Source organism: Streptomyces rimosus subsp. rimosus (assembly GCF_000720725.1).
In the GTDB taxonomy this organism is placed as follows: domain Bacteria; phylum Actinomycetota; class Actinomycetes; order Streptomycetales; family Streptomycetaceae; genus Streptomyces; species Streptomyces rimosus_A.
The window spans coordinates 1-24900 of sequence record NZ_JOCQ01000079.1 but is presented as its reverse complement, the minus strand read 5'-3'; the positions used below and the strand labels follow the sequence as shown (position 1 = coordinate 24900).

19 protein-coding genes are annotated in these 24900 nt (G+C 71.1%); 1 reads left to right on the top strand and 18 read right to left on the bottom strand.

What is annotated here, in order from left to right; all coding sequences use genetic code 11:
• Positions 1 to 38: 38 nt before the first annotated feature.
• The 4 genes from IH45_RS0131175 to IH45_RS1000000149510 all read right to left on the bottom strand — a co-directional run bounded on the left by IH45_RS0131175 (position 39) and on the right by IH45_RS1000000149510 (position 4476).
• Positions 39 to 1640, bottom strand: a complete 1602-nt coding sequence (locus IH45_RS0131175) for a Na+/H+ antiporter (protein WP_030676152.1) — start codon at positions 1638 to 1640, stop codon at positions 39 to 41.
• 138 nt (positions 1641 to 1778) lie between these two features.
• On the bottom strand, positions 1779 to 2720 hold the full coding sequence (locus IH45_RS0131170) for an RluA family pseudouridine synthase (protein ID WP_030676150.1): 942 nt from the start codon (positions 2718 to 2720) through the stop codon (positions 1779 to 1781).
• Between the two features lie 82 nt (positions 2721 to 2802).
• Positions 2803 to 3453: a signal peptidase II gene (gene lspA, locus IH45_RS0131165; protein WP_030676148.1), complete on the bottom strand. Its 651-nt coding sequence runs from the start codon at positions 3451 to 3453 to the stop codon at positions 2803 to 2805.
• Positions 3454 to 3612: 159 nt separating this feature from the next.
• Positions 3613 to 4476 carry a TraR/DksA family transcriptional regulator gene (locus IH45_RS1000000149510; protein WP_030676146.1) on the bottom strand — a complete coding sequence of 288 codons (864 nt, stop codon included), beginning with the start codon at positions 4474 to 4476 and terminating at the stop codon, positions 3613 to 3615.
• A 623-nt stretch (positions 4477 to 5099) separates the two neighbouring features.
• Here IH45_RS1000000149510 and ileS point away from each other — a divergent pair.
• On the top strand, positions 5100 to 8240 hold the full coding sequence (ileS, locus tag IH45_RS0131155) for an isoleucine--tRNA ligase (protein ID WP_030676143.1): 3141 nt from the start codon (positions 5100 to 5102) through the stop codon (positions 8238 to 8240).
• A 389-nt stretch (positions 8241 to 8629) separates the two neighbouring features.
• Here ileS and IH45_RS0131150 read toward each other — a convergent pair whose 3' ends face one another.
• The 14 genes from IH45_RS0131150 to IH45_RS0131085 all read right to left on the bottom strand — a co-directional run.
• Positions 8630 to 9754 carry a DivIVA domain-containing protein gene (locus IH45_RS0131150; protein ID WP_030676140.1) on the bottom strand — a complete coding sequence of 375 codons (1125 nt, stop codon included), beginning with the start codon at positions 9752 to 9754 and terminating at the stop codon, positions 8630 to 8632.
• 49 nt (positions 9755 to 9803) lie between these two features.
• Positions 9804 to 10097 carry a YggT family protein gene (locus tag IH45_RS0131145; RefSeq protein ID WP_030676138.1) on the bottom strand — a complete coding sequence of 98 codons (294 nt, stop codon included), beginning with the start codon at positions 10095 to 10097 and terminating at the stop codon, positions 9804 to 9806.
• A gap of 71 nt (positions 10098 to 10168) precedes the next feature.
• On the bottom strand, positions 10169 to 10789 hold the full coding sequence (gene sepF, locus IH45_RS0131140) for a cell division protein SepF (RefSeq protein WP_030676135.1): 621 nt from the start codon (positions 10787 to 10789) through the stop codon (positions 10169 to 10171).
• Positions 10790 to 10913: 124 nt separating this feature from the next.
• Positions 10914 to 11645, bottom strand: a complete 732-nt coding sequence (locus IH45_RS0131135) for a YggS family pyridoxal phosphate-dependent enzyme (RefSeq protein ID WP_030676132.1) — start codon at positions 11643 to 11645, stop codon at positions 10914 to 10916.
• Complete coding sequence (gene pgeF, locus IH45_RS0131130; protein ID WP_030676129.1) at positions 11642 to 12397, bottom strand: peptidoglycan editing factor PgeF; 756 nt, start codon at positions 12395 to 12397, stop codon at positions 11642 to 11644. The genes IH45_RS0131135 and pgeF overlap by 4 nt, the downstream gene beginning before the upstream one ends.
• 13 nt (positions 12398 to 12410) lie before the next feature.
• On the bottom strand, positions 12411 to 13640 hold the full coding sequence (gene ftsZ / locus IH45_RS0131125) for a cell division protein FtsZ (protein WP_030676127.1): 1230 nt from the start codon (positions 13638 to 13640) through the stop codon (positions 12411 to 12413).
• 274 nt (positions 13641 to 13914) lie between these two features.
• Positions 13915 to 14784, bottom strand: coding sequence for a cell division protein FtsQ/DivIB (locus IH45_RS0131120; protein ID WP_030676125.1), 870 nt, complete (start codon positions 14782 to 14784; stop codon positions 13915 to 13917).
• A gap of 60 nt (positions 14785 to 14844) precedes the next feature.
• On the bottom strand, positions 14845 to 15930 hold the full coding sequence (gene murG / locus IH45_RS0131115; protein ID WP_030676123.1) for an undecaprenyldiphospho-muramoylpentapeptide beta-N-acetylglucosaminyltransferase: 1086 nt from the start codon (positions 15928 to 15930) through the stop codon (positions 14845 to 14847).
• A 6-nt stretch (positions 15931 to 15936) separates the two neighbouring features.
• Positions 15937 to 17277: a putative lipid II flippase FtsW gene (gene ftsW, locus IH45_RS0131110; protein WP_030676120.1), complete on the bottom strand. Its 1341-nt coding sequence runs from the start codon at positions 17275 to 17277 to the stop codon at positions 15937 to 15939.
• Between the two features lie 61 nt (positions 17278 to 17338).
• Entirely contained in the window at positions 17339 to 18757 is a 1419-nt protein-coding gene (gene murD, locus IH45_RS0131105; RefSeq protein ID WP_030676118.1) for a UDP-N-acetylmuramoyl-L-alanine--D-glutamate ligase, read from the bottom strand.
• Positions 18754 to 19818, bottom strand: coding sequence for a phospho-N-acetylmuramoyl-pentapeptide-transferase (mraY, locus tag IH45_RS0131100; RefSeq protein ID WP_030676116.1), 1065 nt, complete (start codon positions 19816 to 19818; stop codon positions 18754 to 18756). Before mraY ends, murD begins: the two co-directional genes overlap by 4 nt.
• Entirely contained in the window at positions 19815 to 21248 is a 1434-nt protein-coding gene (locus IH45_RS0131095; RefSeq protein WP_030676114.1) for a UDP-N-acetylmuramoyl-tripeptide--D-alanyl-D-alanine ligase, read from the bottom strand. The genes mraY and IH45_RS0131095 overlap by 4 nt, the downstream gene beginning before the upstream one ends.
• A 62-nt stretch (positions 21249 to 21310) precedes the next feature.
• Positions 21311 to 23014, bottom strand: a complete 1704-nt coding sequence (locus IH45_RS0131090; RefSeq protein ID WP_030676112.1) for a UDP-N-acetylmuramoyl-L-alanyl-D-glutamate--2,6-diaminopimelate ligase — start codon at positions 23012 to 23014, stop codon at positions 21311 to 21313.
• 18 nt (positions 23015 to 23032) lie between these two features.
• Positions 23033 to 24900 (bottom strand): peptidoglycan D,D-transpeptidase FtsI family protein (locus IH45_RS0131085; RefSeq protein ID WP_030676110.1); only part of this gene is annotated, 1868 nt, incomplete at its 5' end.

Sequence of the window (24900 nt, the reverse complement as noted above, 5' to 3'; positions counted from 1 at the left end):
CGGGGCGGGCCCCGCAGGGCCCGTACCGCTGTCCGGCCTTACGGCAGCGGCGCGCCCCGCAGGCTGCGCATGTCCAGCTGGCGCAGCACCCGGTCCACGATCTCCGGGTCGGCGCCCGGCTCGCTGCGCGCCGACAGCACCTCGTGGCGGGCGGCCGAGAGCATCTCGCTCTGGATGCGCTGCACCTTCTTCACGCGCGTGATGCGCTTCTCGAAGTGCTCGCGCCGGTCGTCGTCCACGATGTCCGGCGCGATGCGGGCGCCCATGTCGTACGCGCGCCGGGCGAGCTGCTCGCTGATCTCCTCCGGCAGCTCCTCGACCTCCAGGATCTCCTTCAGGCGCCGCTTGGACGCCTTGATCACCCGCAGCGCCAGCTCGTGTTCCAGCTTCTCCTCGGCCTCCGTGTCGGCCCGCACCCGCAGCTTCTTGACCAGCGTGGGCAGCGACAGGCCCTGCACGACAAGGCCGGAGAGCACCACGGCGAAGGCGATGAAGAGGATCTCGTCGCGGGCCGGGAAGTCCCCGCCGCCGTCGATCTCGTACGGGATGGCCAGCGCCAGCGCCACGGACGCCACGCCGCGCATCCCGGACCACCACATGATCACGGTCTCCCGCCAGCTCAGCGGGATGTCCTCGTCGAAGTCGCGTCGCTTGTGCATGCGCTTGGCCAGCCAGGCGGCGGGCAGCAGCCACAGCAGCCGGACGCCCACCACGACCACCACGATGGCGGCCCCGATGCCCAGCATCTCGCCCCAGCGGCCGGACGCGGCCTTGATGACGTTGTGCAGTTCCAGGCCGATCAGGCCGAAGGCGACGCCGGTGACCAGGGTGTCGACGATCTCCCAGAAGGTGTAGCCGGCCAGCCGGCCCATCACGTCGTCGGCGTCCACCGCGTACTCGGCCAGGAACAGCGCGGTGGTCAGCACCGCCAGCACGCCGGAGCCCTTGAACTCCTCGGCGAGGACATAGGCGACGAACGGCACCAGCAGGGTCAGGCCGATCTGCAGTGTCGGGTCGCCCAGCAGGCCCATCAGCTTGTTGGCGAGCCAGCCCAGCACCAGGCCGACCGCTATGGCGACCACCGCGGAGAGCACCAGCGAGCCGACCGCGCCGGGCACCGAGAAGGAGCCGCTGACGGCCGCGGCGAGCGCGACGTGGTAGAGCACGATCGCGGTGACGTCGTTGAACAGCCCCTCGCCCTCCAGGATGGAGACCATGCGGCGGGGCAGTCCCAGCTTGCCCGCGACGGCGGTCGCCGCGACCGGGTCCGGCGGCGCGACCAGGGCGCCGAGCACCACCGCGGCGGCGATCGGCATACCGGGGACGACGGCGTGCGCGACGGCGGCGACGGCGGCCGTGGTCGCGAAGACCAAGGCCACCGCCAGCAGGAAGATGGGCCGGATGTTGGCCGTGAACTGCCGCCAGGAGGTGCGCTGCACGGCCGCGTACAGCAGCGGCGGCAGCACCAGCGGCAGGATGTACTCCGGCGGCACCTCGACGTTCGGTACGAACGGCAGCAGCGCCAGCACCGCGCCCGCGAGCGTCATCAGGACCGGTGACGGCAGGCCCAGCCGGTCGCCGACCGGGACCATGACCACGGCCCCGAGCAGTAGGACGAACATCAGGGCCAGCTGGTCCACGGTGGCGCGCTCCGGGGTCGAAATCGATCACGTTCCGCCCCAAGCCTGCCATGGAACGCGCGGAGACCGCTCGGACGAGCGGTCCGGCCGCTCGTCGGTCCGGCCTGCCTCAGAGGCCCGCGTCCCAGGCCGTACGGATCAGGCGCTCTCCGCCCGCACCCGGTCCAGGGCGCGCTGGAGGTCGTCGGGATACGCGCTCTCGAACTCGACCCAACGGCCGTCGGCCGGGTGCTCGAAGCCCAGCCGCATCGCGTGCAGCCACTGCCGGGTGATGCCCAGCCGCTTGGCGAGCGTCGGGTCGGCGCCGTACGTCAGGTCGCCGACGCACGGGTGGCGGTGCGCGGACATGTGGACGCGGATCTGGTGCGTGCGCCCCGTCTCCAGCTTGATGTCCAGCAGGCTGGCGGCCCGGAACGCCTCGATGAGGTCGTAGTGCGTGACGGACGGCTTGCCGTCGGCGGTCACCGCCCACTTGTAGTCGTGCTGCGGGTGGCGCCCGATGGGGGCGTCGATCGTGCCGCTGAGCGGGTCCGGGTGGCCCTGCACCAGGGCGTGGTAGCGCTTGTCGACCGTACGCTCCCGGAACTGCTGCTTGAGCAGGGTGTACGCGCGCTCCGACTTGGCCACCACCATCAGGCCGGAGGTGCCGACGTCGAGGCGGTGCACGATGCCCTGGCGCTCGGCGGCACCGGAGGTCGAGATCCGGAAGCCCGCGGCGGCCAGACCGCCGATGACGGTGGTGCCCGTCCAGCCGGGGCTGGGGTGGGCGGCGACGCCGACCGGCTTGACGATCACCACGATGTCGTCGTCGTCATGGACGATCTCCATGCCCTCGACGGGCTCGGCGACGATCTCCACCGGCGGCGCGGCCTGCGGCATCTCCACTTCCAGCCAGGCGCCGCCGTGCACCCGCTCGGACTTCATGACTTCGGCGCCGTCCACCCGGACCTTCCCGCCGGCCGCCAGCTCGGCGGCCTTCGTACGGGAAAAGCCGAACATGCGGGCCAGCGCGGCGTCGACGCGCTCGCCCTCCAGGCCGTCCGGTACGGGCAGGGTGCGGATCTCGGGAATCGTGCTCACCCCACCGAGTATGGCAGTCCCCGGTGACACTCCCGCCCGGGACCGTTCGCCCGGCGGCCGCGCAGCCCTTGGCCGGTCCCGGTCAGTCCTTGTGGACCGTGCCGTCCGGGTCCAGGCCGCGGAAGGACAGGATCACGATCAGGATGCCGCCGCAGACGATCGCCGAGTCCGCGAGGTTGAACACCGCGAAGTGGGTCGGCGCGATGAAGTCCACCACCGCGCCCTCGAAGACGCCCGGCGTACGGAAGATCCGGTCGGTCAGGTTGCCGAAGGCGCCGCCCAGCAGCAGGCCGAGCGCGATGGCCCACGGCAGGCTGTAGAGCTTGCGGGCCAGCCGCGCGATCACCACGATCACGATCACCGCGATCAGGCTGAGGAAGATCGTCAGCGCTTCGCCGATCCCGAAGGCGGCGCCGCGGTTGCGGATCACCTCCAGGCGCAGCAGCGAGCCGATCACCTCGATCGGGGCGTGGTGCTCCAGCTTCGCGACCACCAGCGCCTTGCTGCCCAGGTCGAGGAGGTAGACGATGGCCGCGACCAGGAGCAGCGCGGCGATCCGCCGCTTGCCCCGGCGCGCGGTGGCACCCGCCTCGCCGGCGTCCGCCGCCGCTTCCCGCTGCTCCCGCGGCGCGGCCCGGTCGCCGTCACCCCCGGGTCCCGGCACCGCCGCCGCTTCCGGCTCGGATTCCGGTCCGGTCTCCGGCGTACCGGTGATGCGCTCCGCCTCTGCCACGTTGTGAGCCCCTCAGCCCGTCGAGTCCGCACGCCAGGCCGCCCCCGGCTGAGGACGAGAGTACGGCACAGGCGTACGGACACCGCCGGTACGGGGGCCATCGACCCCGGGTGATGTCCCGGCGCTTGGCCGGACGGCCCTGTGGAGGGCCGTCCGGCGTCAGCGCCGTTCCTGCTTCTGCTTGCACTCCACGCACAGCGTCGCCCGGGGAAACGCCTGCATACGGGCCTTGCCGATCGGCTTGCCGCAGTTCTCGCAGAGGCCGTAGGTGCCCGCGTCCAGCCGTTCCAGCGCGCGCTCGGTCTGCAGCAGCATCTCGCGCGCGTTGGAGGCCAGCGCCATCTCGTGCTCGCGGGTGATGTTCTTGCTGCCGGTGTCGGCCTCGTCGCCGGTGCCTTCACCGGTGTCCCGCATCAGCCCGGCCAGCGCGCTCTCGGACGCCTCGATCTCGGCACGCAGGCGTGTCACCTCGCCGTACAGTTCCGTGCGCGCCTCGGCGACCTCCGCCGGGCTCCACGGGTCCTCACCGGGCCGTACGGCCAGCTCGCCGGGGGTGGCCGCGGCGCGCGCCTTGGGCACCGCGCCCGCCGTCCCGTCCTGTTCCGCCTCGGCGGTCGGTGCCCCGCCCGGAGTCTGCTTCTCCACCACCGTCTTGGCTCCCGTCTTCTTCGCCGGCACCGCCTTCTCGGCGGGTGCGGTCTTCTTCGCCGCCTTCCGGGGCGCGGCCTTCTTCGCCGCGGGCTTGCCGTTCGGAAGGGGGTCCCCGGCCTCCTCCAGTGCTTTCCTGGCCGCCGTCTTCTTCCCGGGCGTCTTCTTCCCGGGGGTCTTCCCGGCCGCTTTCCCGGCCGTGTCCGCTGCCGCCTTCCCGGGCTCCGGCGCCGTGTCCGGCGCGTCCGGGACGGCCTCCGTGCTCATCGCCGCGGCGGCGGACACCCGTTTCTTCGCCGCCGGGTCCGGCTTCCCGGCCGCGGCCTTCCCGGCAGCCGCCGTGCTCTTCTTCGCGGCGGTCTTTTTCGCCACCATGGCCGCGACCCCTTCACGTAAGTGATCATGCTCGCGAATCGTGACCGGAACGATAAATCGCCTCAAGGCACGCGGCAACGGGACGCACCGCCCTTTCCCACCCGGTCCCCCCATGCGGGAGCCCGGTCTGCATCCGTTGTGCCCCCCTGCCCGCCCGGTAATCCGCCAGCCCACGGCGCGGGTGGCCACCGGCGCGGCCCGCCCGCCGCGCGGGCGCCGACTCCCGCGCCCTGCGTATCGCCATTCGGGTCACGCCCTCGGCGCCCGCTACCTCAGTCGGCGCAGCCCGGAAAACCGGTCGGCCCGCCCCGTCCGTGCCCCGTACACTGTGGGGGCAGAGCGAAAGGCGCGGATGGGACGAGTAGCGTCGTACGCAGCCATGAGCGATCCGGGGACGGTGCGAGCCCGGAGGCGTGCGCGGCGTGAAGATCACCCCGGAGCCGCCGGAAGAAAGCCCCGCGGGCGGCCAGCAGGCGGCCCCGACGGCGAGTAGAACCGGCTTCGCGGCCCTAATGAGGGGGCGGTGGACACGAACACCGCCAAGGAGGGTGGTACCGCGGGAGCGCATGCTCTCGTCCCTCCGGACGGAGAACGCAGCTGGTGTCCGCCGGAGGAACGCCCCGATGTCACAGCCTCAGTACCGCCAGGTACCCGCCCAGGTAGACCTGCCCGCCCTTGAGCACGCGGTGCTCGATTTCTGGCGCGAGCAGAAGGTCTTCGCCCGAACCCTCCAGCAGTCCGAGGGACGGCCCGAGTGGGTCTTCTACGAAGGCCCACCGACCGCCAACGGCATGCCCGGCGCCCACCACATCGAGGCCCGCGTCTTCAAGGACGTCTTCCCCCGCTTCCGCACGATGCGCGGCTACCACGTCGGCCGCAAGGCCGGCTGGGACTGCCACGGCCTGCCGGTCGAGCTGGCCGTCGAGAAGGAGCTGGGCTTCAACGGCAAGAAGGACATCGAGGCGTACGGCATCGCCGAGTTCAACGCCAAGTGCCGCGAGTCGGTGACCCGCCACACCGACGCCTTCTCCGAGCTCACCACCCGGATGGGCTACTGGACGGATCTGGACGACCCGTACCGCACCATGGACCCCGACTACATCCAGTCGGTCTGGTGGTCCCTCAAGCAGATCTTCGACAAGGGCCTGCTGACCCAGGACCACCGCGTCGCCCCGTGGTGCCCCCGCTGCGGCACCGGCCTGTCCGACCACGAGCTGTCCCAGGGCTACGAAACGGTCGTCGACCCCTCGGTCTTCGTCCGCCTCCCCCTGACCTCCGGCCCGCTGGCCGGCGAGGCGGCCCTCCTCATCTGGACGACCACCCCCTGGACCCTGGTCTCCAACACCGCCGTCGCGGCCCACCCCGACGTCACCTACGTCGTGGCCACCGACGGCCGGGAAAAGCTCGTCGTCGCCGAGTCCCTCCTCGAAAAGGCCCTCGGCGAAGGCTGGACCACGACCGGCCGGACCTTCACCGGCCGCGAGATGGAACGCTGGGCCTACCGCCGCCCCTTCGACCTGGTCGAGCTGGAGGACGCCAACTTCGTCGTCAACGCCGACTACGTCACCACCGAGGACGGTACGGGCCTGGTCCACCAGGCCCCGGCCTTCGGTGAGGACGACCTCAAGACCTGCCGCGGCTACGGCCTGCCGGTCGTCAACCCGGTGCGCCCCGACGGCACCTTCGAGGAGGGCCTGGCGCTCGTCGGCGGCCAGTTCTTCAAGAAGGCCGACGAGCACCTCGTGGCCGACCTCGACGCCCGCGGCCTGCTCTTCAAGCACCTCGCCTACGAGCACAGCTACCCGCACTGCTGGCGCTGCCACACCGCGCTGCTCTACTACGCCCAGCCGTCCTGGTACATCCGCACCACCGCGGTCAAGGACGCCCTGCTGCGCGAGAACGAGCACACCAACTGGTTCCCCGAGGCGGTCAAGCACGGCCGCTTCGGCGACTGGCTGAACAACAACATCGACTGGGCCCTCTCCCGCAACCGCTACTGGGGCACCCCCCTGCCCATCTGGCGCTGCGCCGAGGACCACCTGACCTGCGTGGGCTCCCTCGCCGAGCTGACCGACCTCACCGGCACCGACCAGTCGGACCTCGACCCGCACCGCCCCTACATCGACGCCGTCACCTTCCCCTGCCCCACCTGCCAGGGCACCGCGACCCGCGTCCCCGAGGTCATCGACGCCTGGTACGACTCCGGCTCCATGCCGTTCGCGCAGTGGGGCTACCCGTACAAGAACAAGGAACTGTTCGAGAAGCGCTACCCCGCGCAGTTCATCTCCGAGGCGATCGACCAGACCCGCGGCTGGTTCTACACCCTCATGGCCGTCGGCACCCTCGTCTTCGACAAGTCGTCGTACGAGAACGTCGTCTGCCTGGGCCACATCCTCGCCGAGGACGGCCGCAAGATGTCCAAGCACCTGGGCAACACCCTGGACCCGATCCCGCTGATGGACCAGCACGGCGCCGACGCGGTCCGCTGGTTCATGGCGGCCGGCGGCTCCCCCTGGGCAGCCCGCCGCGTAGGCCACGGCACCATCCAGGAAGTGGTCCGCAAGACCCTCCTCACCTACTGGAACACCGTCGCCTTCCAGGCCCTCTACGCCCGCACCGGCAACTGGGCCCCCAGCACCGCCGACCCCGCCCCGGCAGACCGCCCCCTCCTCGACCGCTGGCTCCTGTCCGAGCTGAACGCCCTCACCCAGGGCGTCACCGAAGCCCTGGAAACCTACGACACCCAGCGCGCCGGCAAGCTCCTCTCCTCCTTCGTCGACGACCTCTCCAACTGGTACGTACGCCGCTCCCGCCGCCGCTTCTGGCAGGGCGACAAGGCGGCTCTGCGCACGCTCCACGAGGTCATCGAAACGGTCACCCGCCTGATGGCCCCCATCACCCCGTTCATCACCGAACGCGTGTGGCAGGACCTGGTCGTCCCGGTCACCCCCGACGCCCCCGACTCGGTCCACCTGAGCACCTGGCCCGAAGCGGACCTCTCCGCGATCGACCCGGAGCTGTCGAAGCACATGCTCCTGGTCCGCCGCCTGGTCGAACTGGGCCGCGCCACCCGCGCGGAGTCCGGCGTCAAGACCCGCCAGCCCCTCTCCCGCGCCCTGGTGGCGGCCTCGGGCTTCGAGGCCCTCTCCCCCGAACTGCGCACCCAGATCACCGAAGAGCTGAACGTCTCCACCCTCGCCTCCCTCTCCGAGGTGGGCGGCTCCCTGGTGGACACCACGGCGAAGGCCAACTTCCGGGCCCTGGGCAAGCGCTTCGGCAAGGGCGTCCAGGCAGTGGCCAAGGCCATCGCCGAAACCGACGCGGCAGCCCTCTCCCTCGCCCTGCGCGAGGGCACGGCAACCGTCACGGTCAACGACGAACCGGTCGCCCTCTCCCCCGACGAGGTCATCATCACCGAGACCCCGCGCGAGGGCTGGTCGGTGGCCTCCGACGCGGGCGCCACCGTGGCCCTCGACCTGGAGATCACCCCGGACCTGCGCCGCGCCGGCCTGGCCCGCGACGCCATCCGCCTCATCCAGGAGGCCCGCAAGAACAGCGGCCTGGACGTGGCGGACCGCATCGCCCTGCGCTGGCAGACCACCGACGAAGAGGTCCGCACCGCGCTGGACGAACACCGGTCCCTCATCTCCGAAGAGGTCCTGGCCACCGACTTCGCACAAGGCGAGGCCGACGACACGTACGGCCCGGCCTTCGAGGACGAGAGCCTGACACTGACGTTCCGACTGCGGAAGACGGAGGCGTAAGCCCCCAAGCCCATACGACCAACGGCCCCCGACGCAGAACGCGTCGGGGGCCGTTCTCGTACGGACAAGGCGACGCCTTCCCTTGACACCTTGTCCCAAATAGCACGGAAAGCCGCAAACGGCGCGGGCTCGGGGACATACAGGGGTCTCCCCGCAGGACGACCGAGACCCCGGCTACGAACAACCACAAGGATGACTCCCGGCGCCGTGGGGGTCCCCCCGGCCGGAGGCTGGGGGAGAGTGACCCCTGTGTGGCCCCGAGCCCCCACCCACCGACCCTTAGGCGCAAACCCGCACCCCCACCAGGCGAACGCAAAAAGAGCCGGGCCCCCGGGGAAACCCCCGGGGACCCAGCCCTGATTGCCGACTACGCGCGCACCGCGCCTACGTCAGTTGTCGTCCTCGTCGATCAGAAACCCACGCATCGGCGAAGGCGCCTGCTGCATCGGCTGCTGCCCCTGCGGCCGCACCGGAGCCATCGGCTGCGTCATCGCCGGCGACATCTGCTGCTGCCCGCCGTACGACGGAGCGCTGCCCGAGCCCCCACCGTGACCGCCCATCGACTGCCCGCCGCCCATGGAGTGGTTCCCACCCATGGACCCCGCACCGGCCGACGCCATCGACGGCGACGGCGGCAGCGAGGCGGTCGCCGGCGTCCGCGGCGGCGCCAGCGAGTCGTCGGCCTGGTTCTCCAGCTGGCGCAGCTGGCTCTCCAGGTAGGACTTCAGCCGCGTACGGTACTCGCGCTCGAAGCCGCGCAGGTCCTCGACCTTGCGCTCCAGCGTGGCGCGGGCCGACTCCAGCGACCCCATCGCGACGCGGTGCTTCTCCTGCGCGTCCCGCTCCAGCGCGTCCGCCTTGGCACGGGCGTCCCGCTCCAGACCCTCCGCACGCGACCGAGCCTCGCCGACGATCTTGTTGGCCTCGGAACGGGCCTCCGCGATCGCCTGGTCGGCGGTCTGCTGCGCGAGCGAGAGCACACGGGCCGCGCTGTCGCCGCCCGGGCCCTGCCCCGGCTGCGGCAGCTGCGGGCCGCCGTGACCACCGGGACCGCCCATGGGGCCGCCCAGCGGACCGCCGGGCCCCATCGGACCCGGGCCGTGCGGACCCTGCGGGCCAGGACCGTGGCCACCGGGCCCGGCCGGGAGCTGCGGGGCTCCTCCGGTCAGCTGCGGTGGGCCGCCCAACTGCTGCTGTTGCTGCTGTTGCTGCGGCGGCACCGGCTGCGGTCCGGATATGGCGGCGGGCACCGGAGCGCCCGGCCGGCCCTGCTGATGCTGCTGCTGGTCCTGCTGCGCGTCCTGCTGCTTGCGCATGTTCTGCTGCTGGTTCTGCGCGGCGGCACGCGTCGCCGCGGCCAGCTTGGCGCGCAGGTCCTCGTTCTCGCGCAGCAGCCGGGTCAGTTCGGCTTCGACCTCATCGAGGAAGGCATCGACCTCGTCCTCGTCATAGCCTTCTCGGAGGCGGACGGTCGTGAACTGCTTGTTCCGCACGTCCTCGGGGGTCAACGGCATCTCTACTTCACCTCAACGTAGTCGTCGGCAATCGGCAAGACCGTATCGTTCACACCAACAACACCGACCTCACGACGGTGATCAGGATGTACACGATGATCATCAATACGAAGAAGGACAGGTCGAGCGCCACGCCCCCGAGACGCAGCGGCGGAATGACCCGCCGCAAGAGCTTGAGTGGCGGATCAGTGACAGTGTAGGTGGCCTCCAGAACGACCACCATTGGCTTGCCGGGTTGCCATGAACGGGCGAACTGGAAGACATAGTCCATCACCAGCCGGAAGATCAACACGATGAGGAAGCAGTACAACGCGATGTAGATCACCTGCCCAGCAATGCTCATCCGCGTTGCCCTCTCCCCTTGCCTTGCTGTCGTGTTGGGGCCTTTCGGCCTGGTGTGCCCGGTGTTGCGTCTCAGCTCTGGTTGAAGAACCCGCCCTCTGCGATGCGGGCCTTGTCCTCCGCCGTGACATCGACGTTAGCAGGCGACAACAGGAACACCTTCTGCGTCACCCGCTCGATGCTGCCGTGCAGTCCGAAGACCAGACCGGCGGCAAAGTCGACAAGTCGCTTCGCGTCCGTATCGTCCATCTCCGTGAGATTCATGATCACCGGAGTGCCCTCACGGAAGTGTTCCCCGATGGTACGGGCTTCGTTGTAGGTCCGGGGGTGCAGCGTGGTGATGCGGTAGGGCTCCCGCTCGGACACAACCTTGGGCATGATCACCGGTGCGTTCTTCTCCAGGTTCGGACGGTCGGGTGTGATGGACGCCACGGGGGCGATTCGGGCGGGTCGTCCGCTTTCGGCGGCCGGCGGTGCGGACTCACGCTGCGCAGGAGGCTGGGCGACCCGTACCGGTTCGTCCCGTTCCGGGTGCGGTTCGGTGGGTACTTGGGTCTGCTGTCGCCGTCCCCGATCGGGCTCCGGGTCAAGCTCGGGCTCGAACTCGTCGTCGGGGTCGAACCCCCGGCCGTCGTACCCATCGTCCTCCACGAGGCCGAGGTAGACCGCCATCTTGCGCATCGCGCCGGCCATTCTCTGCGTCCTCCGCTCTGTGGTGGATCGGCTCCGTCACCGGGTGCCGTGAATCCACGTGGTCTGCCCTCCTTTTGGGGGCAATGACCATATTTTGTGCTGTGGTCCGACTTGCTTGGCGACGTTACCCGAGCCGTGGTCGGACTCCGAGTACCGCGGTGCCGACGCGCACATGTGTCGCCCCGGCGGCCACGGCGTCCTCAAGGTCCGCGCTCATCCCTGCTGACACCATGTTCGCAGCAGGATGGTTCCCGCGCAGGCCGGATGAGATTTCCATCAAACGCTCGAAAGCCGCCCGCCGGCGCCCCGCGAACGGGCCGGCCAGCGGAGCCACCGTCATCAGACCGTCCAGGCGCAGGCCTTCGGCGTTCGCGATCGTGTCGGCGAGGGCGTCGACCCCGGCCGGGGTCACCCCGCCGCGCCGGCCGAGCTCCCCCTCGTTGTCGCCCGACTCGGCGTCAAGTGCCACCTGGATCAGGCAGCCCAGCTCCCGGCCGGCCCGTACGGCTTCCTTCGAGAGCGCCGTCGCCAGCTTCGCGCGGTCGACCGACTGCACGACATCGGCGTAATTGACCACAGACCGTACTTTGTTGGTCTGCAGCTGTCCGACGAAGTGCCAGTTGAGGGCCAGATCCGAGCACGCGGCGGCTTTCGGCGCCGCGTCCTGGTCGCGGTTCTCCGCCACATGGCGGACGCCGAGTTCCGCGAGCAGCCGGACGTCGCTCGCCGGGTAGGTCTTCGTGACCACGACGAGGGTCACGTCCGCACGCTCGCGACCGGCTTTGGCACAGGCGGTGGAGATTCGTTCCTCCACGCGCGCCAGGTTGTCGGCCAGTTCGGCCTTACGATCCGTCACAGCTCAGCATCCAGCCATACATAACTCGCGAGCCGCCCGGTGATGCGGTCGCGCCGGTACGAGAAGTGGTCCGCCGACTCCAGCGTGCAGGTGTGGGAATGTTCACCCACCCGTACGCCGTGCGCGGCGAGTTGGGCACGGACCCCGGCGGCCATGTCCACCGCGGGCGTACCCCGGGAGGTGGTGGCCCATGCTTCGGGCACCACCGCGGCGACCTCGGCGCGCATCGCCTCGGGCACCTCGTAGCAGCGCCCGCAGACCGCGGGTCCGGTACGGGCGATGATGCGCCCCGGGTCGGCGCCGAGCGCGGTCATCGCCTCGACGGTCGCCGGGACCACCCCGGCCACCAGGCCCGGACGCCCCGCGTGGGCGGCGCCGGTGACCCCGGCGACCGGGTCGGCCAGCAGTACCGGGGTGCAGTCGGCGGTCAGGACGGCGAGGGCCAGGCCCCGGCGGGCCGTCACCACCGCGTCGACGCACGGGATCTCCGCGCCGTCGCGCCACGGTCCGTCGACCACGGCCACGTCCCGGCCGTGCACCTGGTTCATCCACACGACCCCGGCCGGGTCCAGGCCCAGCGCCTTGGCCGCCAGTTCGCGGTTGGTCCGTACGGATTCCGGGTCGTCGCCGACCGCTCCCCCGAGGTTCAGCTCGGCATACGGAGCGGCGCTCACCCCGCCCCACCGGTCGGTGAAGGCGAAGTGCGCGCCGCTCGTGTCGTTCGTCAGCACCGGGTGCTGCTGCCCTATCACGTCGGGACTTCGGTTATTTCAGGAAGTCGGGGACGTCCAGCTCCTCGGCCGTGGTGTCCGAGTACGGACGGGCCGGCGGAACCTGCGGCGAGGTGGCCGGGGGCGGCGGCACCTCGCCCAGCGGGGACGGGTCGGCCGGGGCCGGCTCCTCGTCCCGTACGGGCACCGAGCCCAGGCCGCCGAAGGAGGACGGCCGCGGTTCGGCCTGCGGGGCCGGGCGGCTGGGGGCCGGGGCCGGCTCCTCGCGCTTGCCGCTGTTCTGGCTGCCGAGCACGGTCTGCTGACGGGCCGGCGGCTGGCCGCCGTCGAAGCCCGCGGCGATGACCGTCACCCGGACCTCGTCGCCGAGCGCGTCGTCGATGACCGCGCCGAAGATGATGTTCGCCTCGGGGTGGGCCGCCTCGCTGACCAGCTGCGCGGCCTCGTTGATCTCGAAGAGACCGAGGTCGGAGCCGCCGGAGATGGAGAGCAGCACGCCGCGGGCGCCGTCGATGGAGGCTTCCAGCAGCGGCGAGGAGATCGCCATCTCCGCCGCGGCCACCGCGCGGTCGTCGCCGCGCGCCGAGCCGATGCCCATCAGGGCCGAGCCCGCCTCGGACATCACGGACTTGACGTCGGCGAAGTCGAGGTTGATCAGGCCGGGGGTGGTGATCAGGTCGGTGATGCCCTGGACACCCGACAGCAGTACCTGGTCCGCGGACTTGAACGCGTCGAGCACGCTCACCTGGCGGTCCGAGATGGACAGCAGTCGGTCGTTGGGGATCACGATGAGGGTGTCGACCTCGTCGCGCAGGCCGGCGATGCCGTCCTCGGCCTGGTTCGCGCGCCGGCGGCCCTCGAAGGTGAACGGGCGGGTGACCACACCGATCGTCAGGGCGCCCAGCGAACGCGCGATGTTGGCGACGACGGGCGCGCCGCCGGTGCCGGTGCCGCCGCCCTCTCCCGCGGTCACGAAGACCATGTCGGCCCCCTTGAGGACCTCCTCGATCTCCTCGCGGTGGTCCTCGGCCGCCTTGCGGCCGACATCGGGGTTGGCGCCGGCGCCCAGGCCACGGGTGAGTTCCCGGCCGACGTCGAGCTTGACGTCGGCGTCGCTCATCAGCAGGGCCTGTGCATCGGTGTTGATCGCGATGAACTCGACGCCCTTGAGCCCGACCTCGATCATCCGGTTGATGGCGTTCACGCCACCGCCGCCGATGCCGACGACCTTGATGACTGCGAGGTAGTTCTGCGGTGCTGCCACGTCGAAGGCCTCTCGCCTCGAGTTACGTGTCGCCGCCGCACCGGGGTGCGGACGTCGACTGATGCCGATGGGACGGTTCGTTGTGCCGACCCGAACCCTAACGCTGAAGTTTAGGGTTACCAGTGCCTGTGTTCCTGGGACTCTTTGGAACGAGACACTAAGTCGACAAGTGGCGCACGTTCAACGAACACGCCGAACCTCCCGTTTTTCTTTTCACCCTATGTGATCACCCATAGTGGTAGCCATCCAGGGTGCTGGCCTGCGGGTACGGACGTCAACTCCCGGACACCGCGGGAGCGGTGGGCACACTCACATCGAAGTGGCGCGCGTCACGCGCCGCTTTCAGCGCGGCGGTGAGCACCTTGGCCTTGGCCGTACTGCGTTCCGCGCTCCCCCAGACGACGGTACGGCCGTCCGTCAGCTTCAGCGTGATGGCGTCGTAGGAACGCACCTGAACGGTACGAAGGTCCTGGTGAACCGCCTTGGGCAGGGCGGTGACGACGGTCGCGGCCGCGCCGCGGAGCCGGTCGGCGCCGAACCGCTTCAGGCTCGGGCTGTCCCGTACGGTCATTTCCAGAAGCGGAACGCCCTTCGGGGCAGCGGCGACCGTGGCGAAACGCATCCCTTCGGCGTCCACTTCGACGAACTTTCCGCCCGTTTGAATAATGAGTTCCGGCTGCCTTTCGGTCACTTTCAAGCTGACCGTGTGCGGCCAGGAGCGCGACACCGCAACGGACTTGATGCGCGGGAGTTTCGCCCGCAGCCGCTCGGCGATGGCTCCCTTGTCCACGGAGGCGAGGGGGATGCCCATCGGCACCGCGGCGGCCCGTACGACCTCATCCGCCGTCAGAACCTCGGTACCGGTGGCTTTGACCTGTTCCGTACGCAGCCAGGTGGAGCCGTACAGGGCCCAGGCGCCGAAGCCGGCCAGCAGCGCGGCGCCGGCCAGTGTGATGATCAGGACACGGCGGGACGGAACGCGGAACCGGACGCGCAGCTCCGGGCGGCCTTTCCGGGGACCGGACGGCTTTCCGGAATTCCTGCCTCCGCCCCCTCTGCCGGAGCCACCGGACTTCCCGGAAGCGGGCGGGCGGGAGCGCGCGGGCTTCTTCTCACCGCGCCGGGCGGTCGTCGGTCCGGCCACGCTCCCTCTCCTTCCGGCCGCCGCCCCGGGGTACGCCCGGGGCGGCGCCGCACCTTGCCGTCAGCGGCCCGCGACCGCCTCGTACACCATGCCGACCAGCAGTTCGTCCGCGTCCCGGCGGCCGAACTCGGACGCCGCGCGGGACATCTCGTACAGCCGGTGCGGGTCGGCGAGCACCGGGAGCACCTGGCTCTGCACCCACTCCGGCGTCAGCTGCGCGTCGTCGACCAGCAGTCCGCCGCCGGCGTTGACCACCGGCTGGGCGTTCAGCCGCTGTTCGCCGTTGCCGATCGGCAGCGGGACGTAGGCGGCGGGCAGCCCGACGGCGGACAGCTCGGCGACGGTCATCGCGCCCGCGCGGCAGAGCATCATGTCGGCCGCGGCGTACGCGAGGTCCATCCGGTCCACGTACGGTACCGGTACGTACGGGGGCATGCCGGGCATGTTGTCCACGTGCGGCATTTCGTTCTTCGGGCCGACCGCGTGCAGCACCTGGATGCCGGAGCGCTGGAGCGCGGGCACAGCGGCCTGGATGACCTCGTTGAGCCGCCGGGCGCCCTGCGAGCCGCCGGAGACCAGCAGCGTCGGCAGATTGGGGTCGAGCCCGAAGGCGGCCCGCGCCTCGGGACGGACCGCGGCCCGGTCCAGGGTCGCGATGGAGCGGCGCAGCGGGATGCCCACGTACCGGGCGTCGCGCAGCTTGCTCTCCGGCGTGCTGACCGCGACGTACTTGGCGTACCGCGAGCCGATCTTGTTGGCTAGCCCGGGGCGGGCGTTGGCCTCGTGCACGATGATCGGCACCCCGCGCCGCTTGGCGGCCAGGTAGCCGGGCAGCGCGACATAGCCGCCGAAGCCGACGACGCAGTCCGCCTTGGTGCGCTCCAGGATCTGCTCGGCGGCCTTGATGGTGCCGCGCAGCCGCCCGGGGACGGTGATCAGTTCGGGCGTGGGCTTGCGCGGCAGCGGTACGGCCGGGATCAGACCCAGCTCATAACCGCGCTCCGGCACCAGCCGGGTCTCCAGCCCCTTCTCCGTGCCGAGTGCCGTGATCCCCACGGTCGGGTCCTGCCTGCGCAGGGCGTCCGCGAGGGCGAGCGCGGGCTCGATGTGGCCGGCGGTCCCCCCACCGGCGAGTACGACATGCACCGAAATTCACCGCTCTCCGGACGGCCGCTTCTTGACGCGCCGTCTCATCGTCTTCCGTCTCACCCCAGCCAGTTTCCTGCCGAAAACAGGCTGCCGCATGGCCAGTGCCGCCCGTGCAGCGGGCTCGTCACGCGCGAAGGCGATCAGCAGACCGATGGCGAACATCGTCGGCAGCAGGGCGGAGCCCCCGAAGGAGAACAGCGGCAGCGGGACCCCGGCGATCGGCAACAGACCGAGCACCGCACCGATGTTGATCACGGCCTGGGCCGTGATCCAGGTGGTCACGCCTCCCGCTGCGTACCTCACGAAGGGGTCCTCCGTGCGTCCGGCCACGCGGATACCCGCATAGCCTAGAGCCGCGAAGAGGGCGAGCACCGACAGCGTCCCCGCAAGCCCCAGTTCCTCCCCGGTGATGGCGAAGATGAAGTCGGTGTGCGGTTCAGGGAGTTCACCCCATTTTTCCATACTGGCGCCGAGCCCCGAACCGAAGAAGCCGCCGGAGGCCAGCGCGTAGATGCCGTGCACGGCCTGCCAGCACTGGTCCTGCGGCCCGGGGTCGGTCGCGCCGATGCAGGCGAGCCGGGCCATCCGGTTGGCGCTGGTCTTGATCAGCAGCGCTCCTATGACGGTGGCCGCGCCGAGCACGCCCACGAAGAGCCGGGTGGGGGCGCCGGCCAGCCACAGCAGCCCGAAGAGGATCGCAGTCAGGATGATCGCGGTGCCCATGTCGCCGCCGAGCATGATCAGGCCGAGCAGCAGGAAGGCCACCGGGATCAGCGGCACCAGCAGGTGCTTCCACTGCGCCAGCAGCTTCTTGTCCTGTTTGCGGGCCAGCAGGTCGGCGCCCCACAGGACCAGGGCCAGCTTGCCGAACTCGCTGGGCTGCATCTGGAGCGGGCCGCCCAGGTTGATCCAGTTCTGGTTGCCGTTGACCGCGACCCCTATCCCGGGGATCTGCACCAGGGTCATCAGGAAGACCGAGACGGCCAGCAGCGGATAGGCCAGCGTCCGGTGCACCCGGACCGTCATCCGGGCCGCCACCAGCATCAGGATGCCGCCGAGCACCGCCGCGAGCAGCTGCTTGCGGAAGAAGTACGTCGGCGCCAGCCCGAGCTGGAGCGCCTTGATCTGGGAGGCCGAGTAGACCATCACCAGGCCGAGCACGGTGATCAGCAGACTGCCGCCGACCACCAGGTAGTAGGCGGTCAGCGGCCGGTCCCAGGCCCGTCTGAGCCGGGTGTACGACCCCCGCGGGTCGCGGGGGCCGCCGGCGCGCGCCGGGCGCGGGCCGAGGCCGGTGCGCCGGGCCGGGCGCGGCGGCGCCGCCTTCGCCGATCGGGCCGTCATCGTCGTCCCCTCCACAGGTGCGCTGCGCCGTGCGTCCTCGACGGCGGCGGGGACGTACGGACTACTGTTCCTGAGCGGCCAGCGTGCGGACCGCGTCGGCGAAGGCTTCGCCCCGCTTGTTGTAGTTCAGGTACATGTCCATCGAGGCGCAGGCCGGGGCCAGCAGGACGGTATCGCCCGGCCGGGCCAGGCGCGCGGCTTCCCGGACGGCTTCCGGCATCGCCCCAGTGTCGGTCCGGTCGAGGTCGACCACCGGGACATCCGGCGCGTGTCGCGCCAGGGCCTCCCGAATGAGCCCCCGGTCGGCGCCGATGAGGACCGCGCCGCGCAGCCGGCCGGCCGACTTCTTCACGAGCTCGTCGAAGGTGGCGCCCTTGGCCAGGCCGCCGGCGATCCAGACGATGTGCTCGTACGCCGCCAACGACGCCTCGGTCGCGTGGGTGTTGGTGGCCTTGGAGTCGTCCACGTACGCGACCCCGTCGATGTCCGCGACGTGCTCGATGCGGTGCGCGTCCGGGTGGAAGGCGCGCAGGCCGTCCCGTACGGCCCGGGGGCTCACGCCGAAGGCGCGGGCCAGGGCCGCCGCGGCGAGCGCGTTGGCGATGTTGTGCGGGGCCGCGGGCGTCACGTCCGAGACCTCGGCGAGTTCCTGCGCCTGCTGGTGCCGGTTCTCGACGAAGGCGCGGTCGACGAGGATGCCCTCGACGACGCCGAGCTGGGAGGGGCCCGGGGTGCCGAGGGTGAAGCCGATGGCGCGGCAGCCCTCCTCCACGTCGGCCTCGCGCACCAGGTCCTCGGTGGCCTTGTCGGCGACGTTGTAGACGCAGGCCACGGTGTTGCCCTCGTAGATGCGGCCCTTGTCGGCGGCGTACGCCTCCATGGAGCCGTGCCAGTCGAGGTGGTCCGGGGCCAGGTTGAGGACGGTGGCGGAGTGGGCGCGCACGGAGGGCGCCCAGTGCAGCTGGTAGCTGGAGAGCTCGACGGCGAGGACGTCATACGGCTCGTCGGAGAGCACCACGTCCACCAGGGGCACGCCGATGTTGCCGACGGCGGCCGTCCGCAGCCCCTCGGCCTCCAGGATGGCGGCGAGCATCCGTACGGTCGTGGTCTTGCCGTTGGTGCCGGTGACCGCGAGCCAGGGCGGAGAGTCCGGGCCGCGCATCCGCCAGGCCAGCTCCACGTCGCCCCATACGGGGACGCCGGCCGCCTCGGCGGCCTGGAAGAGCGGGCTGGTGGGCTTCCAGCCGGGGGTGGTGACGACGAGGTCGGTGCCCTCGGGGAGAGTGTCGCCGTCGCCGAGGCGGACGGTGATCCCCAGCTCCTCCAGGGGCGCGGCCTGGGCCCGCTCCCGCTCGCCGGCGCTGCCGTTGACGACGGTGACGACGGCGCCGAGGCCGGCCAGGGCGCGGGCGGCGGGAACGCCGCTCACGCCGAGGCCGGCCACGGTCACGTGCTGTCCGGCGAGGTCGAGCGCGCTCACTTGGCGGCCTGCCAGCCGCCGTAGAAGATGCCCAGACCGACGATCACGCACATGCCCTGGATGATCCAGAACCGGACCACGACAAGGACTTCGGACCACCCCTTCAATTCGAAGTGGTGCTGGAGCGGCGCCATCCGGAAGACCCGCTTGCCGGTGAGGCGGAAGGACCCGACCTGGATGACCACCGACATGGTGATCAGGACGAACAGGCCGCCGAGGACGGCCATCAGCAGCTCCGTACGGGAGCAGATGGCCAGGCCGGCCAGCGCGCCGCCCAGGGCCAGCGAGCCGGTGTCTCCCATGAAGATCTTGGCGGGTGAGGTGTTCCACCACAGGAAGCCGAAGCACGAGCCCATCAGGGCGGAGGCGACGACCGCCAGGTCGAGCGGGTCCCGGACCTCGTAGCAGGCGGGTCCGGCGCTGATCGCGTTGGCGCAGGACTCCTGGTACTGCCAGATGCCGATGAAGGTGTACGCGCCGAAGACCATCACCGAGGCGCCGGTGGCCAGGCCGTCCAGGCCGTCGGTGAGGTTCACCCCGTTGGACATCGCCAGGATCATGAACAGCGCCCAGATGACGAAGAGCACCGGGCCGATCTGCCAGCCGAAGTCCTGGGTGAAGGACAGCCGGTCGGAGGCCGGGGTCTGGCCGCGCATGTCGGCGAACTGCAGCGAGAGCACCGCGAAGGCGATGCCGACGATCAGCTGGCCGGCCATCTTGGCCTTGGCCCGCAGGCCCAGCGAACGCTGCTTGACGATCTTGATGTAGTCGTCGAGGAAGCCCACCAGGCCCATGCCGGCCATCAGGAACAGCACCAGCACACCGGAGAAGGTGGGGTTGCTGCTCGTGATGACCTTGGTCAGCGCGTACGCGATGAGCGTGGCCAGGATGAAGGCGATGCCGCCCATGGTGGGCGTACCGCGCTTGCTGTGGTGGTCGCGCGGGCCGTCGTCACGGATGAACTGCCCGTAGCCCTTCCTGGCCAGCAGCTTGATCAGCAGCGGGGTGCCGATCAGCGTCAGGAAGAGTCCGATCATTCCGGAGAAGAGGATCTGCTTCATCGGGTGGCGGCCCCGCCCTCGACACCGTCGTCGTCCAGCAATGCCGCGGCGACCCGTTCCAGGCCGACCGACCGGGACGCCTTCACCAGCACGACGTCACCCGGACGCAGCTCGCTGCGCAACAGGTCGATAGCCGCCTGCGCGTCGGACACGTGCACCGACTCCTCACCCCACGAACCCTCGTTCTTGGCGCCCATGTCGAGCCAGGCCGCTTCCCTGCCGCCGACCGCCACGAGCTTGCTGACGTTGAGCCGGACGACCAGGCGCCCGACCGCGTCGTGTTCGGCGAGTGACTCCCCGCCGAGCTCGGCCATCTCACCGAGCACCGCCCACGTACGGCCTCCCGTTGCCTTGGAGGCTTCGCCCATCGCCACGAGCGCGCGAAGCGCGGCCCGCGTCGATTCCGGGTTCGCGTTGTAGGCGTCGTTGACGACCGTCACACCGTCCGCGCGCTCGGTGACCTCCATGCGCCAGCGGGAGAGCGTGCCGGCTTCGGAGAGCGCGGCGGCGATCTCGTCCACGGGCATGCCCAACTCATGGGCGACGGCGGCCGCGGCAAGCGCGTTCGACACGTGGTGCTCACCGTACAGCCGCATGGTCACGTCGCTGCACCCGGAGGGTGTGTGAAGCGTGAAGGAGGGCTGTCCGAGCGCCGTGAGCCGGACATTCTCGGCACGTACGGCGGCGTCCGCGGACTCGCCGAAGAAGACCGTGCGGGCCTTCGTGCGGGAGGCCATGGCCCGTACGTACGGATCGTCCGCGTTCAGCACGGCGATGCCGCCCTCGTCGGCGGTGGGCAGCACCTCGACCAGCTCGCCCTTGGCCTGGGCGATCTGCTCACGGCCGCCGAACTCGCCGATGTGCGCGGAGCCGACGTTGAGCACCACGCCGATCCGCGGCGGGGTCAGCTCCGCCAGGTAGCGGATGTGGCCGATGCCGCGGGCGCCCATCTCCAGGACGAGGTACTTGGTGTCGGTGTCCGCGCGCAGCGCGGTCACCGGCAGCCCGATCTCGTTGTTGAGGTTGCCCACCGGGCACACGGTCGGCCCGCTGCGCGAGAGCAGCTGGCCGATCAGGTCCTTGGTGCTGGTCTTGCCGGCCGAGCCGGTCAGCCCGACGACATTGGTGCCCAGGCGGCCGACGACGGTGCGGGCCAGCGCGCCGAGGGCGGCGACCACGTCGTCCACGACGATCGCGGGGACGCCGACGGGGCGGGTGGCCAGGACCGCCGCGGCGCCCGCCTCGACGGCGCGCCCGGCGTAGTCGTGGCCGTCCACGCGCTCGCCGGCGAAGGCCGCGAAGAGGCTGCCGGGGCGGACCTCACGGGAGTCGAACACGACGGGGCCGGTGACCCGGGCGTCCGGGTCCGGTATGTCGTGCTGCTGCCCGCCGACGATGCTCGCGATCTCGGCGAGGGACAGGGAGATCACTTCTCACCCCCGGCCGTGGGCAGGAAGTGCCGTTCGAAGGGTTTTGCGCGCATGGCGGTGTGTCATCCCTGGTGGTTCGGCTGCTGCGAGTTCAACGAAGCCTCGATGGCCCGGCGCAGCACCTGACGGTCGTCGAAGGAGCGGACCACTCCGGCGATGTCCTGGCCCTGCTCGTGGCCCTTGCCCGCGACGATCACGGTGTCGCCGGGCTCGGCGCGGGCGACGGCGGCCGCGATGGCGGCGGCCCGCTCCTCCTCGACCAGCACGGTGCCGCGCTCGTGGACGGGCACCTCGGCGGCGCCCGCGAGCATGGTGGCGAGGATCGCGAGGGGGTCCTCGCCTCGGGGGTTGTCGGAGGTCAGTACGGCGGTGTCGGCGAGGCGGGCGACCGCCGCGCCCATCGGCTTGCGCTTGTGCGGGTCGCGGTCGCCGCCGCAGCCCAGCACGGCGTGGATACGGCCCTCGGTGACCTTGCGCAGGGCGCGCAGGACCGATTCGACCGCGTCGGTCTTGTGGGCGTAGTCGACGACCGCCAGGTACTTCTGGCCCGCGTCCACGCGCTCCAGGCGGCCGGGGACGCCGGGCACCGCGGCGACGCCGTCGGCGGCGGTCTGCGGGTCCACGCCGGCCACGGCCAGGGCCGTGATGGCGGCCAGCGCGTTGGCGACGTTGAAGGGGCCCGGGATGGGCGAGGCGGCCCGTACGGACACGCCGTCGGGGCCCAGCACGGTGAAGGTGGAGCCGAGCGCGCCGACCTCGACGTCGGCGGCGCGCCAGTCGGCGTCCGGGTGGCCCTCGGCGGAGAACGTGGTGACCGGCACCTCGGACTCGCCGGCGGCCAGCCGCTTGCCGTACTCGTCGTCGATGTTGACCACGCCGGCCTTGCTGCGGGCCTTGGAGAACAGCTGGGCCTTGGCCTGGAAGTAGTCCTCCATCCCGGAGTGGAACTCCATGTGCTCCGGGCTGAGGTTGTTGAAGATCGCGACGTCGAAGACGCAGCCGTCGACGCGGCCGAGGACCAGCGCGTGGCTGGAGACCTCCATGGTCACCGACCGCACGTCGCGCTCGCGCATGACGGCGAACAGCGCCTGGAGGTCGGTGGCCTCGGGGGTGGTGCGCTCGGACTTCAGGCGCTCGTCACCGATCCGGGACTCGACCGTGCCGATCAGGCCGGTCCTCCCGCCGCCGGACTTCTCCGCCGCGGCCCGCAGGCCGCCGTCGATCAGGTACGCGGTGGTGGTCTTGCCGGAGGTGCCGGTGATGCCGATCTGGAGGAGGTCCCGGCCCGGGTCCCCGTAGATCGAGACGGCGAGCGCGCCCATCCGGGCCCGCGGCTCGTCCACGACCAGGACGGGCAGGCCGGTGGCGGCGGCGCGCTCGCGGCCCGCCGGGTCGGTCAGGACCGCCGCGGCGCCGAGATCGGCCGCCTGGTTCGCGAAGTCGGCGCCGTGGAAGCGGGCACCGGGCAGCGCGGCGTAGACGTCACCGGGCCGCACGGCCCGGGAGTCATGGGTGATGCCGGTGACGGCGGCGTCGGCCGCGGCCGGCACCGAGGTGCCCAACTGCTCGGCGAGGTCCGCGAGGGGGGTGGGGCGGACCCGCTCTGGGCGGGGCGCTCCCGGGAATTTCCCGGAGGCGTCCTTCTGGGCGTTGTGGGACTGATCAGCGTGTGACACGGCGGTGAGCGTACCGGGCGCGGCGCCCTCGGGGCGAAGTGAGGGCCGCGTCCCGGAGCGGTTCCCGGGGTCGGGGGTGATGGTCGTCACGGCGGTGCTGCCTCGTTTTCATTCGCCTGGCTTGAAGGTGACGGGCAGGCGCGGGGGCTGGGCGCCGCTCGGCGGGACCTGGAGCGTCTTGAGCGCGAACTCCATGACCTGCTGGTAGATCGGGCCGCACACCTGGCCGCCGAAGTAGCTGCCCTTCGTCGGGTTCTGGACGGCGCAGTAGACGGTGATACGGGGCTGGTCGGCGGGCGCGAACCCGGCGAAGGAGGCGGTGTAGCCGTGGTAGCGGCCGGTCTTGGGGTCCACCCGGTTGGACGTGCCGGTCTTGCCGCCGACGCGGTACCCGTCGATCTTCGCCTTGGCGCCGGTGCCCTCCTTGTCGTCGACCACCGATTCGAGCATGGTCGCCAGGGTTCTGGCGGTCTTCTCGCTGACCACCCGGGTCTTCCCCGGCTCCGGCGCGGCCTGGTACCGGCCGTCCGGGCCCGTACTGCCCCGTACGAGCGTGGGGGCGATGCGCTCGCCGCCGTTGGCGATGGTCGAGTAGACCGAAGCGGCCTGGACGGCGTTGAGCGACAGCCCCTGCCCGAAGGGGATCGTGAACTGCTGCGAGGTGCTCCACTTCAGCGGCGGGGCCAGCAGGCCCGCGGTCTCGCCCGGGAAGCCGAGCCCGGTGGGCTTCCCGATCCCGAACTTGCGCAGGTAGGAGTAGAGCACCTGGTTGGCCTCCTTACGGGTCTTGCCGAGCTGTTCGGTGGCCAGGATGGTGCCGATGTTGCTGGACTTGGCCAGGACGCCGTTGAGCGTCAGGTGCCAGGTGGGGTGGTCGATGTCGTCCGCGAAGTTGCGGTCGCCGCGGTGCAGCCGGTTGGGCACGGTCACGCGCGTGGCGGGGGTCGCCGCGCCCTCCTCCAGGACGGCGGCCATCGACATCAGCTTGCTGGTGGAGCCGGGCTCGAAGGCGTCGGTGAGGGCGGCGTTGCCGAGCGCGTCCGGGTCGGCCTTGGAGATGTCGTTGGGGTCGAAGCCGGGGGCGTTGGCCAGGGCCAGGATCTCGCCGGTCTTCGTGTCCTGTACGACGACGTAGCCCCGGTCGGCCTGCGACTCGGCGACCTGCTTGGTGATGGCCTGCTGGGCCATCCACTGGATGTCGCGGTCCAGGGTCAGCTCTATGTCGGTGCCCGGGACGGCCGGGTGCTCCTGGGTGTCCGCGGTGGGGACCCGGCGGCCGCCGGACTGGGCGTAGACCAGCTTGCCGTCCTTGCCCGCCAGCTGCTTGTCGAGCCGGGCCTCCAGCCCCCCGCCGCCCCGGCCCTCGCTGTTCACGAAGCCGAGCACCCCGGAGGCCAGGTCCTTGTTCGGGTAGACGCGCTTGCTGTGCTTGTCCGCGAAGATCCCGACCAGCACATTGGGGTGCGGCTTGCTCTTGGATGCCTTGGCCGCCTTGGCCGCCTTGGCGTCCAGCGCCTTGCGCAGGTCCTTGATCTGCTTCCAGACCTGCGGGGTCCGCTGCCGGGCCAGCCGTACGTAACGGGAACCGGGCGTGGCGAGCTTCTTGGCCAGCACGGCCCGGTCCTCGCCGAGGACCGGCGCGAGCAGCGCGGCGGCCTGCTGCGGGGCGTCCGCGATCTTGATCTTGTCGGGCGCGAGCAGGCTGGGGTCGGCGGTGATGTCGTACGCGTCCACCGTGGTCGCCAGGTCCACGCCGTCCCGGTCGGTGATCGCGCCGCGCTCGGCGGCCAGCTTGACCGGGACGTAGCGGTTGACGTTGGCCTTGGCGGCGTACGCGCCGGCGTCCACGGCCTGCACCTGGAACAGCCGGACCACGAAGATCAGCAGGATCAGCGCCAGCGCGAGGGAGACCAGACGCAGCCGGGGGCGCGGGCTGCCGAGCCGCAGGGTCGAGGCGCCGGAGCGGGGGCGGGGGG